This window comes from Bradyrhizobium sacchari, assembly GCF_002068095.1.
Classification (GTDB): Bacteria; Pseudomonadota; Alphaproteobacteria; order Rhizobiales; family Xanthobacteraceae; genus Bradyrhizobium; species Bradyrhizobium sacchari.
In genome coordinates this window covers 102,894-120,100 of sequence record NZ_LWIG01000001.1, presented here as the reverse complement: position 1 = coordinate 120,100, position 17,207 = coordinate 102,894, and the positions used below count along the sequence as shown (strand labels likewise).

General features: G+C 65.6%; 12 protein-coding genes and 2 pseudogenes. 13 read left to right on the top strand and 1 reads right to left on the bottom strand.

Going from position 1 to position 17,207, the window contains the following annotated elements:
- Positions 1 to 2,127 (top strand): beta strand repeat-containing protein (locus tag A5906_RS00600; protein ID WP_430642335.1); only part of this gene is annotated, 2,127 nt, incomplete at its 5' end.
- Positions 2,128 to 2,250: 123 nt separating this feature from the next.
- The gene (locus A5906_RS00595; RefSeq protein WP_080133375.1) at positions 2,251 to 4,482 is read left to right on the top strand and encodes a CHASE2 domain-containing protein; all 2,232 of its coding nucleotides are present in this window, start codon (positions 2,251 to 2,253) and stop codon (positions 4,480 to 4,482) included.
- 260 nt (positions 4,483 to 4,742) lie between these two features.
- Here A5906_RS00595 and A5906_RS00590 read toward each other — a convergent pair whose 3' ends face one another.
- Positions 4,743 to 6,338 (bottom strand): ABC transporter substrate-binding protein, encoded by a 1,596-nt coding sequence (locus tag A5906_RS00590; protein ID WP_080133374.1) that lies wholly within the window; start codon positions 6,336 to 6,338, stop codon positions 4,743 to 4,745.
- Positions 6,339 to 6,536: 198 nt separating this feature from the next.
- On the opposite strand from A5906_RS00590, the gene A5906_RS00585 reads away from it, so the two are divergent.
- The 11 genes and pseudogenes from A5906_RS00585 to A5906_RS43600 form a co-directional block, all read left to right on the top strand.
- Positions 6,537 to 8,195 (top strand): ABC transporter substrate-binding protein, encoded by a 1,659-nt coding sequence (locus tag A5906_RS00585; protein WP_080133373.1) that lies wholly within the window; start codon positions 6,537 to 6,539, stop codon positions 8,193 to 8,195.
- Positions 8,196 to 8,393: 198 nt separating this feature from the next.
- Entirely contained in the window at positions 8,394 to 9,347 is a 954-nt protein-coding gene (locus tag A5906_RS00580) for an ABC transporter permease (RefSeq protein ID WP_057028344.1), read from the top strand.
- Positions 9,348 to 9,351: 4 nt separating this feature from the next.
- Positions 9,352 to 10,254, top strand: coding sequence for an ABC transporter permease (locus tag A5906_RS00575; protein ID WP_080133372.1), 903 nt, complete (start codon positions 9,352 to 9,354; stop codon positions 10,252 to 10,254).
- A 3-nt stretch (positions 10,255 to 10,257) separates the two neighbouring features.
- Positions 10,258 to 11,319, top strand: a complete 1,062-nt coding sequence (locus tag A5906_RS00570; protein WP_080133371.1) for an ABC transporter ATP-binding protein — start codon at positions 10,258 to 10,260, stop codon at positions 11,317 to 11,319.
- Positions 11,316 to 11,513 (top strand): hypothetical protein, encoded by a 198-nt coding sequence (locus A5906_RS00565; protein WP_080133370.1) that lies wholly within the window; start codon positions 11,316 to 11,318, stop codon positions 11,511 to 11,513. The genes A5906_RS00570 and A5906_RS00565 overlap by 4 nt, the downstream gene beginning before the upstream one ends.
- Complete coding sequence (locus A5906_RS00560) at positions 11,510 to 12,925, top strand: Asp-tRNA(Asn)/Glu-tRNA(Gln) amidotransferase GatCAB subunit A (RefSeq protein WP_080133369.1); 1,416 nt, start codon at positions 11,510 to 11,512, stop codon at positions 12,923 to 12,925. Before A5906_RS00565 ends, A5906_RS00560 begins: the two co-directional genes overlap by 4 nt.
- On the top strand, positions 12,922 to 13,896 hold the full coding sequence (locus tag A5906_RS00555; RefSeq protein WP_080133368.1) for an ABC transporter ATP-binding protein: 975 nt from the start codon (positions 12,922 to 12,924) through the stop codon (positions 13,894 to 13,896). Before A5906_RS00560 ends, A5906_RS00555 begins: the two co-directional genes overlap by 4 nt.
- A 335-nt stretch (positions 13,897 to 14,231) precedes the next feature.
- The gene (locus A5906_RS00550; protein WP_080133367.1) at positions 14,232 to 14,501 is read left to right on the top strand and encodes a GlsB/YeaQ/YmgE family stress response membrane protein; all 270 of its coding nucleotides are present in this window, start codon (positions 14,232 to 14,234) and stop codon (positions 14,499 to 14,501) included.
- Positions 14,502 to 14,760: 259 nt separating this feature from the next.
- Positions 14,761 to 15,949, top strand: a pseudogene (locus tag A5906_RS00545) (type I secretion system permease/ATPase); the annotation flags it as partial.
- A 1-nt stretch (position 15,950) separates the two neighbouring features.
- Positions 15,951 to 16,512: ATP-binding cassette domain-containing protein (locus A5906_RS43605; RefSeq protein WP_245326539.1), on the top strand; the 562-nt coding region annotated here is incomplete at its 5' end.
- A 10-nt stretch (positions 16,513 to 16,522) separates the two neighbouring features.
- Positions 16,523 to 17,207 (top strand): annotated as a pseudogene (locus tag A5906_RS43600) (HlyD family type I secretion periplasmic adaptor subunit); the annotation flags it as partial.

Sequence of the window (17,207 nt, the reverse complement as noted above, 5' to 3'; positions counted from 1 at the left end):
CATATCACGAACAGCGGCTCGGTCGTGGCTGCGCCCGGTCACGCGGCGATCTTCATCCAGGAAAACGCCACCGGCTCCGCGACGATCGACAATTCCGGCACGATCGGGCCGGCCATCCCCTCGAGCGTGACCTCTGCGACCTATGCGATCGTCGAGACCGGCGGCGCCATCACCATCAACAACACCGGCCATATCAACGGCAACATCTCGGTCGTCAGCGCGACCTTCAACAACAACGCCGGCGGCATCTGGACGGTGGCGGGCAGCAGCGTCTTCGGCAATGTGTCCTCGATCGTCAATGCCGGCGAGATCGATCTGCTCGGCGGCGCCTCGATTTCCGTGACCGGGCCGGGCATCACCAATTCGAACGAGATCGAAAGCTGGGGCACGGCGTCGATCACCGGCACCATCACCAACAACCATTTCATCGAGGTCCACACCGGCACGCTGACGCTGTTCGGCTCGCTGTCCGGCTCCGGCTCGGTCAAGATCGACGCCGGCGCGACGCTCGAGGTCAAGAACGCGGTGGCGCAGACCGTCACCTTCGCGGGCGCCGGTGCCGAGCTCGAGATCGACACCGCGACTTTCGGCGGCTCGATCGCCGGCTTCGCCGCCGGTGACAAGATCGACCTGTCGGCCTTCACCTGGGACAGCGGGACCACGGCGGTCTACAATTCCGCGACCGGCAATCTCGTCGTCAGCGATACGCATGGTCACAGCTTCACGCTCAAGCTGATCGGCAACTATAGCGACGCGCATTTCATCACCAGCAGCGACGGCGCCGGCGGCACCCTCGTCGGGATCGCCCCGGTCGATGAATGGACCAATCCTTTCGGCGGCGACTGGAACACGGCGTCGGACTGGAGCCTGGGCGTGCCGGCGGCCAACTACGACGTGAAGCTGTTCGCCGCGGGCGAACCCTACACCGTCGACAGCACGACCAACGTCACGATCCACGACCTCACCGTCGACTCCAGCGTGACGCTGCTGACCGAGCCCGGCACCGTGTTCACCGTGAACGGCGATGTCGTCCTCGACGGCCTGATTGAGGCCGGCCCGTTCTCCGACAACGATGTGTCGACGATCGACATCAAGGGCAACGTCACCGGCACCGGCGCGATCGAGATCTCCAACAAGGCGGTGGTGGAGATCGAGGGTTCAGTTTCGGGCATCGTCGTCTATTACGACAACGGGCTCGGCACCCTGATCCTGGACCATGCCAAGGATTTCCACGGGCTGATCTCGGGTTCTCCGGCCGGAGCTCCGCTCTCGTCCAACAATCTGATCGACCTGAAGGACCTCGCCTGGACGTCCACCATGTCGGCGCAGGCCGATTACAATGCGGATACAAACATCACCACCGTCGGCTTCTACAACGGCACGGCGACCGTCACCCTGTCCTTCCTCGGCCGGGACGTGAACTGGCACCTCCAGAGCGACGGTCACGGCGGCACCACCGTTTACGATCCGCTCGCCGGCGCGCCCATGACGATCGAGAGCGGCGCGGTGCTGAACCTCAGCGAGGCGTCCGCGCAGGACGTGACCTTCGCCAATAACGCCGGGACGACCGGCACGCTTGCGATCGAGCACGCCGCCGACTTCACCGGCGTCATCAACGGCTTTGCCGGCGACGGCACCGTCGCCGGTTCGGACCTGCTCGACCTCAAGGACATCGACTTCTCGCACCTGACCGGGGTGAGCTACACCGAGAACGCCGACCATCTCGGCGGCGTGCTGACGCTGGGCGACGGCACTGACACCGCGACCATCAAGTTTGCCGGCGTCTACAATATGAGCAGCTTCCATTTCGCGAGCGACGGCCATGGTGGCACGCTGGTCATCGATCCGCCCGCCGGGCCGACCCTCGTCGGGACCAGCGGACAGGACCAGTTCGCCTTTGCCAATTCGACGCTTCCGGTTCAGAGCACGATCGTCGATTTCGAGCTCGGCCAGGACAAGATCGACCTGCGCGAATTCGCGAGCATCAAGTCCTTCAGCGACATCGCCATCACGCAGCAGGCGGGTGACGCGCTGGTCACGATTGACGATCACCAGTCGATCCTGCTGAAGAATCTCGTCGCGAGCAGCCTGCACGCCAGCGATTTCATCGTCGCCAACCACGCCTGACGGGCGCTCCACTGATGCGGCCGCCGCGCCTCGTCCGCGGCGGATTCCGGTATCAAAGGTGCGGCCGATTGCGTATTCTCGGCCCGATGTCAGCCGAAAGCGGCTGCGGGAAACTCGACCAGCATGAAACGTTTCAAGATCCTGCGGCGGTGGTTTGCGCGGAAGTTCGGCCTTGCGCGGCTGATGTGCCTTGCGCTGCTGGTCGTGTTCGCCGGGCTTCGCCTCTGGGACCCGCCGCCGATCCAGGAATTGCGGCTGCGCACCTTCGACATGTTCCAGCTGATCGATCCCCGCCACAAGACGGTGCGGCCGGTCACCATCGTCGACATCGACGACAAGAGCCTCGCCAGGCTCGGCCAGTGGCCATGGCCGCGGACGCGGATCGCCGACCTGATCCAGGGCCTCACCAGCAACGGCGCAGTCGCGATCGGCTTCGACGTGGTGTTCTCCGAGGCCGACCGGCTCAATCCGGATCTGGTCGCGGGACAGATGCGCTACCTCGACGACGCCACGCGCGCCAAGTTGCGCGAGCTGCCGACCAACGACCAGATCCTCTCCGAGGCGATCAAGCGCTCGCGCGTGGTGCTCGGCGAGACCGGGCAGTCGGAGATCACCTCGGAGATCGACAAGTCGCTGCCCTTCACGGGGGTGGCGACGGTCGGCGAGGAGAATGCCGAGAAGTTTCTGTTCGAATTCCCCGGCCTCTTGCGCAACGTGCCTGTGATCGAGAAGGTCGCGGCCGGCCGCGGCCTGTTCACGATCCGCACCGAGCGCGACGGCCTGATCCGCCGCGTGCCGATGGTGATGCGCGCCCAGGGCAGCATCATGCCCTCGCTCAGCCTCGAGATCCTGCGGGTCATCACCAGCACGCCGACGCTGCTGGTTCGGACCGACAAGTCCGGCGTGCGGTCTATCCGCCTCAAGGGCGTGGAGATTCCGACCGACCGGAACGGCCAGCTCTGGGTGCATTATGCTCCCCACGATCCGTCGATCTACGTCTCGGCCGCCGACGTCCTCGACAACAGCGTGTCGCCGAGCAAGATCGCCGGCAAGCTCGTGCTGGTCGGCACCTCCGCGGTCGGCCTGAACGACATCAAGACCACGCCGGTCTCCCGCGCCATGCCGGGTGTCGAGATCCACGCCCAGGTGCTGGAGAGCGTGCTGAGCGGCGCGGTGATCTCGCAGCCGAACTACGCGCTCGGCGTCGAGCTGCTCGCCGCGCTCGTGATCGGCCTGCTCGTGATCATCTTCACGCCGAACCTCGGGCCGGTGCGCCTGGTGCTCGCGGGCGCGATGTTCGCCGCCATCCTGGTCGGCACGTCCTGGTTCTTCTACGCGCAGTACCGCTACCTCATCGACTTCACCTATCCGCTGCTCTCGACCACCGCGGTCTACCTCACGCTGATCTTTGCCAGCTTCGTGCGCGAGCAGCGCCAGCGCGTGCAGATCCGCGGCATGTTCGCGCAATACATGTCGCCGGTGCTGGTCGAGCAGCTGGCGCAGTCACCCGAGAAGCTCGTGCTCGGCGGCGAGGAGCGCGAGATGACGATCATGTTCTCCGACGTGCGCGGCTTCACCACGATCTCGGAGAGCTACAAGCACGATCCGCAGGGTCTCATCGCGCTGATGAACCGCTTCCTGACGCCGCTGACGGACGTCATCATCGAGCGGAAGGGCTACATCGACAAGTACATGGGTGACGCCATCATGGCGTTCTGGAACGCGCCGCTCGACGATGCCGAGCACGAGGTCAACGCCTGCGAGGCCGCGATCCAGATGTTGGAGCAGATCGACGCGGTCAACAAGGAACGCGAGCAGGAGGCCGCCGACGGCGGTCACGTCTACATCCCGCTCAATGTCGGCATCGGCCTCAACACCGGCATCGGCGTCGTCGGCAACATGGGCTCCGACCTCAAGAAGAACTATTCGGTGCTCGGCGACAGCGTGAACCTGGCCTCGCGGCTCGAGGGCCAGTCGAAGGAATACGGCTTCCCAATCATCGTCGGCTCCCGCACCGCGCTCGCCGCGAAGGACAAGTTCGCGATCCTCGAGCTCGATTTCATCATGGTCAAGGGCAAGACCGAGCCGGAGGTGATCTACGCCATCGCCGGCCGCGAGGACGTGATGCATTCGGCCGCCTTCCAGCGCCTGCGCAACATCACCATCGAGATGCTCGGCTGCTATCGCGGCCGCGACTGGCAGGGCGCGCTCGACGCCATCGAACGCGGCCGCAAGAGCGAGGACGCCGACACGCTGGAAAAGCTGTTCAAGCTGTACGAGGCGAGGATCAAGGACTTCCAGCTCAACCCGCCGGCCGAGGGGTGGACCGGCGCGTATGCGCTGCTGACGAAGTAGATCGGCAGTGGGCCGCTGCCGGTGCCTCACACTCCGTCATTGCGAGCGGAGCGAAGCAATCCAGAGTGTCCCCGCGATTCTGGATTGCTTCGCTCCGCTCGCAATGACGAGCCTGTTGAGGCGATCGCGCTCAATAACTCCTGGCAACTCCCGTAGGGTCGGCAAGGGCACGTCAGCGCCGCGCCCACCATCTTGTGCCGAATGGTGAAATGGTGGGCATGCCACGCCTTGCTCACCCTACGACCCTGGCGTCCGCCCCCTCACTCCACCCCGATCGTCGTCAGGTCCTGGAACCAGTGCTGGGCCTGCACGAACTGCTTGATCTTCGGCGACAGCGCGTGCGGGTTGGTGTCGTGGACGACCCAGACCAGGGTGGCATCGTCCACGATCAGCGCATGGGCCTGCGCCAGCAGCTCGTCCTGCTTGGTGCTGTCAAAGGTCTGCTTGGCCTCGTCGATCAGCGCGTCGACCTTGGGATTCTTGTAGCCGCCCCAGTTGACGCCGACAGGCGCGATCTGGCCGGAATGGAAGAAGCGGACGATGGCGTAGAGCGGGTCCGAGGTGACATAGGCGATGTTGTTGGCGGTGATGCCGGCGTTCATCTCGTCGGCCGCGCCCTTGCGCCAATGCGTATAGAGCGTCTCGAGCTCGACCACCTTGAAGTCGATGTCGATGCCGATCTCCTTGAAGCTCTGCTGCAGGAATTCGTTCATCGGAAGCGACAGCATCTGGCCGGTGCCGCCCTGCGCGATAATGAAGGTGGTCTTCAGCGGCTTTGCTTTTGAATAGCCGGCCTCTTCGACCAGCTTCTTCGCGGCGGCCAGATCATATTTCAGCTCGAAGGTCGGCTTGCCGAACCACGGGCTGGACGGATCGACCTGGCCCTTGGCGGGCTTGGCAAGGCCGTTCATCAGGCCGACCACGGCCTCGCGGTCGATCGCGAGGTTCAGCGCCTTGCGCAGGCGGATGTCGGTCCAGGGCGAGCCCGGCAGCACGCTGAGGTGATAATTCCACACATGCGGCGTGACGTTGTCGACCAGCTTCATGCCGGCCGCTTTCAGCTGCGGCACCGCGTCCGGCGCCGGCGTCTCGATGAGATCAACCTGGCCAGCGAGCAGCGCGTTGGTGCGCGTCAGCGCTTCGGGCATCGGCACCAGCACGATCTTGTCGACCTTCGGAATGCGCTTCTGGTTCCAGTAGTCCGGATTCTTGCTGAGCTCGGCGAGCTCGCGCGGCACCAGTTTCGTCAGCTTGAACGGGCCGGTGCCGGAGGGCTGGCTGGCGAATTTGTCCCAGTCCTTGCCGAGCTTTTCATACTGCGCCGGGCTCGACACCAGGAACCACAGCATCTGATAGGGGAAGAAGGAATCGACCGTCTTGGTGGTGATCTCGACCGTGAAGTCGTCGATCTTGGCGTAGCTGGCGACGGAAGGAAGGCGCGTCTTCACCTGCGCGCTCTGCCGCTTGTCGAATTGCGGCGCCTTGTCGTTGAGCACCTTGTCCAGATTCCAGATCACCGCGTCGGCGTTGAACTCGCTGCCGTCGTGAAACTTCACGCCCTTGCGAAGCGTGAAGCGCCATTTGGTCTTGTCGGCATCGTCCACTTTCCATTCGGTGGCGAGGCCCGGCACCAGCTTGCCGGGGCGATCGGCGACATCCATTTCCCAGGCCACCAAGGGATCGTAGATCGTGTAGGCCGTGAACTGATAGGCGCCGGCGCCGCGGTCGGGCTGGCCCGTCGTCAGCGGAATGTCCGCCATCGAGATGCCGTAGCGCACCACGGTTTCGGCGCGGGCCGAGATTGCAGACAACGCCAGCGCAAGCACGGCGAGACAGGTCGACAGACGAATACGCATGGCCCAAAGCTCCAGGGAAGATCTGGGGCCAAACCTGCAATCTTGATGCCAGAATAGGCAGCCGGGCTGCTTTGTCCTCAATCGATCACAAGGACTTGTCGTCGCAGGGGCAATTTGCAGAATAAGTTTCTCCTGGCATAGCCATTGCATACGATTGCATCAAAATTAATCATCGAAAGCCGAAGAAGGATCGAGGCGATGCTTATCAAGAACAAGAAGACACGGGCGGCGCTGATCGCGCTCTTGGCGCTCGGCAGTGCGGCCGCATGGCCGCGCGCGGTCGTCGCGGAAACGGTGCTGCGAATCGGCATGACCGCTGCCGATATTCCGCGCACGCTGGGTCAGCCCGACCAGGGTTTTGAAGGCAATCGCTTCACCGGTCTCACCATGTATGACGCGCTGACCGGCTGGGACCTGTCCTCCGCCGACAAGCCGAGCGTGGTGATCCCCGGCCTTGCCACCGAGTGGAAGGTCGACGATGCCGACAAGACCAAATGGACCTTCAAGCTGCGCCCCGGGGTGACCTTTCATGACGGCTCGCCGTTCAACGCCGACGCCGTGGTGTGGAACGTCGAGAAGGTGCTGAAGCAGGATGCGCCGCAATTCGACGCCAGCCAGGTCGGCGTCACGGCGTCGCGCATGCCGACGCTGGCCTCCGCGAAGAAGATCGACGACATGACGGTCGAGCTCACAACCAAGGAGCCCGACAGCTTCCTGCCGATCAACCTCACCAATCTGTTCATGGCGAGCCCGACGAAGTGGCAGGCCTTCTACGACAAGGCCGAAGGCGCGGACGCCAAGGCGAAGTCGCAGGCCGCCTGGACGGCGTTCGCCAAGGACGCATCGGGCACCGGCCCGTGGAAGATGTCGAGTTTTACGCCGCGCGAGCGACTCGAGCTCGTGAAGAACGCGGCCTATTGGGACAAGGCGCGCGTGCCCAAGGTCGACAAGATGGTTCTCCTGCCGATGCCGGAAGCCAACGCGCGCACCGCGGCCCTGCTCTCCGGACAGGTCGATTGGGTCGAGGCGCCCGCGCCGGATGCGCTGCCCGAGTTGAAGCAGCGCGGCTTCAAGCTCTACGCCAATGAGCAGCCGCATGTCTGGCCGTGGCAGTTCTCGCGCATCGAGGGCTCGCCCTGGAACGACATCCGCGTGCGCAAGGCCGCGAATCTCTGCGTCGATCGCGAAGGCCTCAAGGACGGCCTGCTCGCCGGCCTGATGGTGCCCGCGACCGGCACCTTCGAGCCCGGCCATCCCTGGCGCGGCAAGCCGGCCTTCGAAATCAAGTACGACAAGGCCGCGGCGCAGAAGCTGATGCAGGAGGCCGGTTTCGGCCCGAACAAGAAGCTGGCGGTCAAGATCCAGACCTCGGCCTCCGGCTCGGGCCAGATGCAGCCGCTGCCGATGAACGAGTATCTTCAGCAGGCGCTCGCCGAATGCTATTTCGACGTGAAGCTCGACGTCATCGAGTGGAACACGCTGTTCACCAACTGGCGCCGCGGCGCCAAGGACCCCTCGGCCAACGGCTCGAACGCGACCAATGTCACCTATGCGGCGATGGACCCGTTCTTCGCGCTGGTGCGCTTCCTGCAATCGAGCATGGCCCCGCCGGTCTCGAACAATTGGGGCTTCATCAACGATCCCAAGTTCGACGAGCTGGTGAAGAAGGCGCGGCAGACGTTTGACCCGGCCGCACGCGACGCCGCGCTCGCCGAGCTGCACGCGGCCTCCGTCGACGATGCCGCCTTCCTCTACGTCGCCCACGACGTCGGCCCCCGCGCCATGAGCCCGAAGGTCACGGGCGTCGTGCAGCCGAAGAGCTGGTTCATCGACTTCTCGCTGGTGTCGATGCAGTAGCAGTTCGCGCCACAGGCACAGTGCGCCCTCTCCCCTTGCGGGAGAGGGTGGCTTCGCTTTAGCGAAGCCTGGTGAGGGGTCTCTCTCCGCGGGAGCTGACTCCTCGATCGATGCAATAATCTCCGCGGACAGAACCCCTCATCCGGCGCTCCGCGCCACCTTCTCCCACAAGGGGAGAAGGGAAGAAAAAGAAACAACGTGCTCGCCTATACCGCCAGACGCATTGTCTATGTCGTCCCCATCGTCATCAGCGTGGCGCTGGTGTGCTTCCTGCTCGTGCATATCACGCCGGGTGATCCGCTGGTCGCCGTGCTGCCGGCTGATGCCTCGCAGGAGCTCGCCGCGCAGCTTCGCGCCGCCTACGGCTTCGATCGCCCGCTGCCGGTGCAGTTCGGGCTCTGGTTGCTCCGTGCCCTTCATGGCGACCTCGGCAATTCCATCGCGACGGGCCGCCCGGTGCTCGCCGAAGTCATGCGCGCGGTCGGCAACACCGTCACGCTCGCGATTGCGGCTGCCATCATCGGCTTCACCATGGGTGTCCTGCTGGGCCTGATCGCCGGCTATTTCCGCGAGACCTGGATCGACAAGGTCGCGACTTCCTTTGCCATCGCCGGCGTGTCGGTGCCGCATTACTGGCTCGGAATGCTGCTCGTCATCATCTTCTCCGTGCAGCTGAACTGGCTGCCCGCGGTCGGCGCCGGCCCCAGCGGCTCCAACTCCTGGGCCTGGGACTGGGCGCACCTGAAATATCTCGTACTGCCGGCGATCACGACGTCGGTGATCCCGATGGGCATCGTCACCCGCACGGTGCGCGCGCTCACCGGCGATATCCTCAGCCAGGACTTCGTCGAAGCCCTGCGCGCAAAAGGCCTGCGCGAGACCGGCGTGTTCCGCCACGTCATCAAGAACGCCGCGCCCACCGCGCTCGCGGTGATGGGCCTCCAGTTGGGTTATATGCTCGGCGGCTCGATCCTGATCGAGACCGTGTTCTCCTGGCCGGGCTCCGGCTTCCTGCTCAACTCGGCGATCTTCCAGCGCGACCTGCCGCTGCTGCAGGGTACGATCCTGATCCTGGCGCTGTTCTTCGTCTTCCTCAACCTCCTGGTCGACATCGCGCAGGCCGCGATCGACCCGCGCATCAAGCGGGGCTAGCGGGATGAGCGAGCTTCCGTTGTCCGCCACCGCCGACGCCGCGCTGCAGGCTGCGCCTGCCACCAAGGCGCGCGGCTATTGGGCGACCGTCGGCCGCCGCATCATGCGCGACAAGGTCAGCATGGCCTGCGCGCTGGTGCTGCTGCTGATCTTCCTCTCCGCGATCCTCGCGCCATGGCTCGGTCTCGAAGACCCCTACAAGGGCTCGATGATCCGCCGCCTCCGCCACATCGGCACGGTCGGCTACCCGCTCGGCACCGACGAGCTCGGCCGCGACATGCTGGCGCGCCTGATCTATGGCGGCCGGCTGTCGCTGGTGATCGGCATCCTGCCGGTCATCCTCGCCTTCTGCATCGGCACCTCGCTCGGCATCATCGCCGGCTATGTCGGCGGCAAGCTCAACACCGCCATCATGCGCACGGTGGACGTGTTCTACGCCTTCCCGTCCGTGCTGTTGGCTATCGCGATCTCCGGCGCGCTGGGCGCCGGCATTCTTAACTCCATCGTGGCACTCACCATCGTGTTCGTACCGCAGATCACCCGCGTCGCCGAAAGCGTCACCACAGGCGTGCGCAACATGGACTTCGTCGAAGCCGCGCGTGCCTCCGGAGCCGGCGCCTTCACCATCATGCGCGTGCACATCCTCGGCAACGTGCTGGGGGCGATCTTCGTCTATGCCACCAGCCTGATCTCGGTTTCGATGATCCTGGCCGCCGGTCTCTCCTTCCTCGGCCTCGGCACCAAACCGCCGGAGCCGGAATGGGGCCTGATGCTCAACACCCTGCGCACCGCGATCTACGTCAATCCCTGGGTCGCGGCCTTGCCGGGCGCAATGATCTTCGCGGTCTCGATCTGCTTCAATCTCCTCTCGGACGGCCTGCGCAGCGCCATGGACATCAGGAATTAGGCCATGAGCGAGAGCAACCCATCTGTTGAAATGCTTGAGCAGGTCGAGGACGTCGGCGGCATTGCGCAGCCCCTGCTGCAGGTCAGCGGCCTGACCAAGCACTTCCCGGTGCGTGGCGGGCTTTTCGCCGCCAAACGCACCGTGCGTGCCGTCGACAATGTCTCCTTCTCCGTCGCCAAGGGCGAGACGGTCGGTATCGTCGGCGAGTCCGGCTGCGGCAAGTCCACCACCGCCCGCCTGTTGATGCATCTGATGCCGCGCGATGACGGCGACATCATCTATGACGGCATGACCGTCGGCCGGTCCTTGTCGCTGCGCGAGCTGCGCCGCGGCATGCAGATGGTGTTCCAGGATTCCTACGCCTCGCTCAATCCGCGCCTCACCATCGAGGAATCCATCGCCTTTGGCCCCAAGGTCCACGGCATGGCCGATGGCACGGCGAGGGCGCTGGCGCGCGAGCTGCTCGGCAAAGTCGGCCTGCGCCCCGAAAACTTCGCCAATCGCTATCCGCACGAGATCTCCGGCGGCCAGCGCCAGCGCGTCAACATCGCCCGCGCGCTGGCGCTGTCGCCGCGGCTGGTGATCCTGGATGAAGCCGTCTCGGCGCTCGACAAGTCCGTCGAGGCGCAGGTGCTCAATTTGCTCGCCGATCTCAAGCGCGAGTTCGGCCTGACCTATCTCTTCATCAGCCACGACCTCAACGTCGTGCGCTACATTTCGGATCGCGTGCTGGTGATGTATCTAGGCGAAGTCGTCGAGCTCGGCCCGGTCGACCAGGTCTGGGACAGCCCTGCGCATCCCTATACGCGCGCACTGCTGGCCGCGATGCCGTCATCCGATCCCGATAGCCGCACCGAGAAGCCGCCGATCACCGGCGATCCGCCCAACCCGATCGACCCGCCCCCGGGGTGCCGTTTCCACACCCGCTGCGCGTTTGCGGAGCCGCTCTGCGCAAATGCCGCACCAAAGCTCACGGCCGTCGATACAATGGGCCACGAGGCCGCGTGCTACATGGCGATCCCGGGTTCAGGCCACAGCCGCGCGCCCGCAGGGGAAACAGCATGACAAGACCGACACCAAAGGAGATCAAGCCGATCGCGCAAGTCTCGGGCATTCCCGTGGACGACGAGATCGCAACGCGCATCTCGGGCGCCATCGGGCCCGCCTTCGAGGGCTTTGCCGCGATCGCCGGCACGCTGCCCTTCGACCTCGAGCCGGCGTCCTTCGTGGTCGCGCAAGTCGCGAAGGTGTCGAAATGAGCCTGGAGCCTGCCTTGATGACGCTCACCGAGGTCGCGCGTGCGATCGCGGTGAAGCAACTGTCCTCGCATGAGGTGACACGCGCGCTGCTGCACCGCATCGCGCAATGGCAGCCGCACCTCAACGCCTTCATGTCGATCGAGGCGGAGGCGGCGCTGAAGGCGGCCGAAGCCGCCGATGCCGAGCTCGCCAAGGGTAACGTCCGCGGTCCGCTGCATGGCGTGCCGCTCGCGCACAAGGACATGTATTACGACGCCGGCCGCGTCGCGACCTGCGGCTCGCTGATCCGCCGCGACTTCGTGCCGGCTGTGACCTCCACCGCCTTGCAGCGGCTGAAGGACGCCGGCCAGGTCCGTCTCGGCACGCTGCACCTTGCTGAGTTCGCCTACGGTCCGACCGGGCACAACGCCCATTACGGACCGGTGCGCAATCCCTGGAACGTCGCCCATATCACCGGCGGCTCGTCCTCGGGCTCCGGCTCGGCGGTCGCCGCGCGGCTGACCTATGCGGCGCTCGGCTCCGACACCGGCGGCTCGATCCGCATGCCCGCGCATTTCTGCGGCGTCACCGGGCTCAAGACCACCTGGAGCCGCGTCAGCCGCGCCGGCGCAATGCCGCTGTCACAATCGCTCGACACCGTCGGCCCGCTCGCCCGCACCGCCGAGGATTGCGCGCTGCTGCTGGCCTTGATGGCCGGTCCCGATCCCGAGGATCCGACCTGCAGCCATGAGCCGCTGTCGGACTATGTCGCCGCCACGAAGGGCTCGCTGAAAGGCCTCAAGATTGGCGTGCCCACCTCCTTCTATGTCGACGATCTCGACAGCGAAGTCGCGCGCGTGCTGGACGAGACCATCGCGGTGCTCAAGCGCGAGGGCGCCGACATCGTCAAGGTCGAGCTGTCGGACCAGCGGCAATTGTCCTCGGCAAGCCAGCTCGTGCTCGCGGCGGAAGCCGCCGCCTTCCACAAGCGCTGGATGATCGAGCGTCCGCAGGATTACGGCGCGCAGGTCCTGATGCGGCTGCAGAATGGCCTCACCGTTCCTGCCATCACCTACCTCGAGGCGATGCGCTGGCGCGGGCCTGCGCTCGCCGCGCACAATGCGGCGGCCGCAGGCGTCGACGCGGTGATCGCACCGGCCTCGCCCGTGCCGGCGCCGACGATCGAGGAGAGCGACGTCGGCGGCGGGCCGAATGCGCCGGCCATGGTGCAGCGCCTGACGCTGTTCACCCGCCCCGTGAACTTCTTGGGCCTGCCGTCGCTCACCGTGCCATCGGGCTTCACCAGGAGCGGCCTGCCTGTCGGCATGCAGCTGATCGGTCGCTCCTTCGATGAAGCGACCCTGCTCACCATCGGCGCCGCCTTCCAGCGCGCGACCGACTACCACGACCGGATACCCAAGCTGCCGTCATGACAAAACTCGTCGAGATCTCAGGCCTCAACATCCGCTTCACCGGCGAGCGCACGGTCTATGCCGTGAACGACCTCAACCTCTCGCTCGGTGACGGCGAGGTGCTGGGCCTGCTCGGCGAATCCGGTTCGGGCAAGAGCGTGACCCTGCGTGCCTTGATGCGGCTCTTGCCGCGGAAGCGCACGCAGATTTCGGGCACCGTCAACGTGATGGGGCAGGACGTGCTCGCCATGAACGACGAGCAGCTGTCGTCGTTCCGCGGCCAGGCCGTCTCGATGATCTTCCAGGAGCCCGCGCTCGCGCTTGACCCCGTCTACACCATCGGTGCGCAGATCGCCGAGAGCGTCGTGCGCCACGAAGGCAAGTCTTATGCGGAGGGGCGCGCGCGGGCCTTGGAGATGCTCGAGGTCGTGCGCATCCCCTCCGCCAGGCGGCGGCTCGATGCCTATCCGCACGAGATGTCCGGCGGCATGCGCCAGCGCGCCATGATCGCGCTCGCGCTCGCCTGCCGGCCAAAAATCCTGCTGGCGGACGAGCCGACCACCGCGCTCGATGCCACCGTGCAGATCCAGATCCTGCTGCTGCTGCGCGAGCTGCAGCGCGAGTTCGGCATGTCCGTCATCTTTGTCACCCACGACATTGGTGTGGCGATCGAGATCTGCGATCGCGTTGCGGTGATGTATGCCGGCCAGATCGTGGAGCAGGGGACCCTGCGCGACATCGTCCGCACGCCCGTGCATCCCTATGCCAAGGGCCTGCTCGCCTCGACCATTCATGGCGCAAGGCGCGGGCAGCGGCTCGAGACCATCCCCGGCACGCCGCCGTCATTGGCTGAAAAGCCCCACAATTGTTCCTTCGCCCCCCGTTGCGCCGTGGCGCAGCCGCGCTGCCTGGAGCAATTGCCAGGGAATGTGGAGGTCGGCCCGGGCCGGGCGGCGCGGTGCGTGCTGGCGGAGCCGGCGGTCGCGACGTAGTTCGCTCGCCGGAAGCCGAGGTACATCCCGCGCACAACTGCGCTCCTCCCGCGCGAGGGGAGGGAATGAGAGCGGTGCGTCCCTCACTTCGCCAAGGCGGAAAAATGAGCGAGGCGCGCGCCCACTTGAAATCGCGCATTTCCTCAAAATTCCCTTACGACAACAGTGTCTTGTCACGGCTCGCCGCCCGCATCCCGGCCAGGCCATCTCTACTGTGCATGGGGTTGTTTTCGACTTTTTTGTCGGGACCGGGCGGCGGGGCCGCCAAAGGTATTCAGACCCCATTCATTCCGGTTCCGGTTCCATGGGCCCGTTCACGGAGAGGGACCTCACTTATGTACATTTCCAATGAAGGCCTGCTTGTCATCCTGTTCGTCGGCCTGATCGCCGGCTGGCTGGCCGGCAAGGTGGTGCGGGGCGCCGGTTTCGGCATCATCGGCGACATCGTGATCGGCATCGCCGGCGCGCTTGTGGCCAGCTTCCTGTTCCCGAAGCTCGGCATTCGCATCGGCACCGGGCTCGTGTCGGAGATCGTCTATTCCGCCATCGGCGCGGTGATCCTGCTGCTCGTGGTGCGGCTGGTCCGCGGGGGCGGCAGGTTGTAGCGACGTTCTGAGTCGGTTGACCCAACTTTCGACCTCTCCCCGCCTGGGGAGAGGTGACATGTCCGCAAGAAAAAGCCGCAAGCCTGTGAGATTCCGGGCTTGCGCGCGGGGTCATCAGGGGGTGATGTGGCCGCCGGGGGGCGGATTAATTCGACCGCGTTGACGAAGGGCGAAAACGCGATGTTAATCCGGGTCAATTACTCCTGAAATTGCCTTTGAAATCAGGGGCTTTGCCCCATACCCGAAAGAGATCAGACTGATGGCAGCCCTACCCGGCGTTCGCCGTTCAGAGCTTGCTGACGCGCTGCGCGCCTGTCGCACGGCGTTCGTTGGCGTCGGCCTGATGAGCTGCATGATCAACCTGCTCTATCTGACAGGGTCGATCTTCATGCTGGAGGTCTATGACCGGGTGCTGCCGAGCCGCAGCGTTCCAACCCTTGTCGGCCTGATCATCCTCGCCAGCTTCCTCTATGTGGCGCAGGGCGTGCTCGACATGATCCGGAACCGGATCCTGGGGCGGGTCGGCACCGCCCTGGACGAAGCCCTCAACAAGCGCGTGTTCGACACCATCGTGCGCCTGCCGCTGCTGGTCGGCAGCCGCAACGAGGGGCTGCAGCCGCTGCGCGACCTCGACAATGTCCGCTCCTTCCTCGGCGGCATGGGCCCGAGCGCGTTCTTCGACCTGCCCTGGCTGCCGCTGTACCTCGCCATCTGCTTCGCCTTCCACGTCATGATCGGCGTCACCGCCCTGGTCGGCGCCATCATCCTGGTCGGGTTGACGGTTGTCACCGAATTCCTGTCCCGCCAGCCGGCGAAGGAGGCGATGGGCCTTGCCGCCCAGCGCAATGATCTCGCCGCGTCCAGCCGCCGCAACGCCGAAGTGATGGTGTCGATGGGCATGAGCGGCCGGATGAACCAGCGCTGGAGCGAGGCCAACGAAAAATATCTCGCCGGTAATCAGCGTGCGAGCGACGTCTCGGGCGGGCTCGGCGCGGTCGCAAAAGTGCTGCGCATGATGCTGCAATCGGCCGTGCTCGCGGTCGGCGCCTATCTCGTCATCCACCAGGAGGCGACCGCCGGCATCATCATCGCCGGTTCGATCCTTTCGGCCCGTGCGCTCGCGCCGGTCGATCTTGCCATTGCGCACTGGAAATCCTTCGTTGCGGCCCGTCAGAGCTGGCACCGTCTCACGCGCCTGTTGGAGCAGATGCCGGCGCAGACGATGCCGACCCAGTTGCAGGCGCCGACCAGCCGCCTCTCGGTCGAGGGCGTCGCCATGGTGCCGCCGGGCGACCAGCGCCTCATCGTGCAGGACGTCACCTTCGCGCTTGCCGCCGGCAACGGCCTCGGCGTGATCGGGCCGAGCGGCTCCGGCAAATCCTCGCTGATCCGCGCGCTGGTCGGCGTCTGGCAGCCGGTGCGCGGCAAGGTGCGGCTCGACGGCGCGGNGGCGCTCGACCAATGGTCGAGCGACGTGCTCGGCCGCCACATCGGCTATCTGCCGCAGGACGTCGAGCTGTTCGGCGGCACCATCGCGCAGAACATCAGCCGATTCGATCCCGAGGCCACGTCGGACGGCATCATCGCCGCGGCCAAGGAAGCCGGCGTGCACGAGATGATCATCAAGATGCGCGAGGGCTACAACACCCAGGTCGGCGAGCAGGGCGGCGCACTGTCCGCCGGCCAGGCGCAGCGCGTGGCGCTGGCGCGCGCGCTCTACGGCAATCCGTTCCTGATCGTGCTCGACGAGCCCAATTCCAACCTCGACACCGAGGGCGACGAGGCGTTGACCCGTGCCATCCGCGGCGCCCGCGAGCGCGGCGCCATCGTCATCGTGGTGGCGCATCGCCCGATCGGCGTCGAGGCCGTCGACCAGATCCTGGTGCTGCGCGACGGCCGCATGCAGGCGTTCGGTCCAAAGGAGCAGGTGCTCGCCCAGGTGCTGCAGCCGCGCGTGACGCCACCGGCACCGATCAAGGTCGTCAGTGAAGGCGGAGTGACCAAGTCATGAGTGCAAAGTCATGAGCACGATGGCGATCGGCGGTACGAAGCCCGCCGCAAAGAAGACCGTGCGTGATTCCATCAAGCTTCACCTGATGCTTGGCCTTGGCATCGTCCTTGTCCTCGTCGTCGGCCTCGGCGGCTGGGCCTCGACGGTGCTGATCTCGGGCGCGCTGATCGCGCCGGGCCAGATCGTGGTCGAGTCCAACGTCAAGAAGGTGCAGCATCCGACCGGCGGCGTGGTCGGCGAGCTGCGCGCCCGTGACGGCGACGTGGTCAAGGCCGGCGACATCGTGGTCCGGCTCGACGACACCGTCACCAGGGCGAACCTCGCCATCGTCACCAAGAATCTCGACGCCGCGCAGGCGCGCACCGCCCGGCTCCAGGCCGAACAGCGCGGCCTCGACAGAATCGAGTTCCCGCAATCCCTGCTCGATCGCGCCAGCGATCCCGACGTCAAGGCGCTGCTCTCCGCCGAGACCAAGCTGTTCGACGTCCGCGTCAACGGCCGCGCCGGCCAGAAAGCGCAGCTCCGCGAGCGCGTCCTGCAGCTCAACGAGGAAATCGAGGGTCTGTCCGCGCAGGAGACGGCCAAGGACAAGGAGATCTCGCTGGTCCAGAACGAGCTCACCGGCGTCCGCGATCTCTACGACAAGCGCCTTGTGCAGATCTCGCGTCTGACCCAGCTCGAGCGCGACAGCGCCC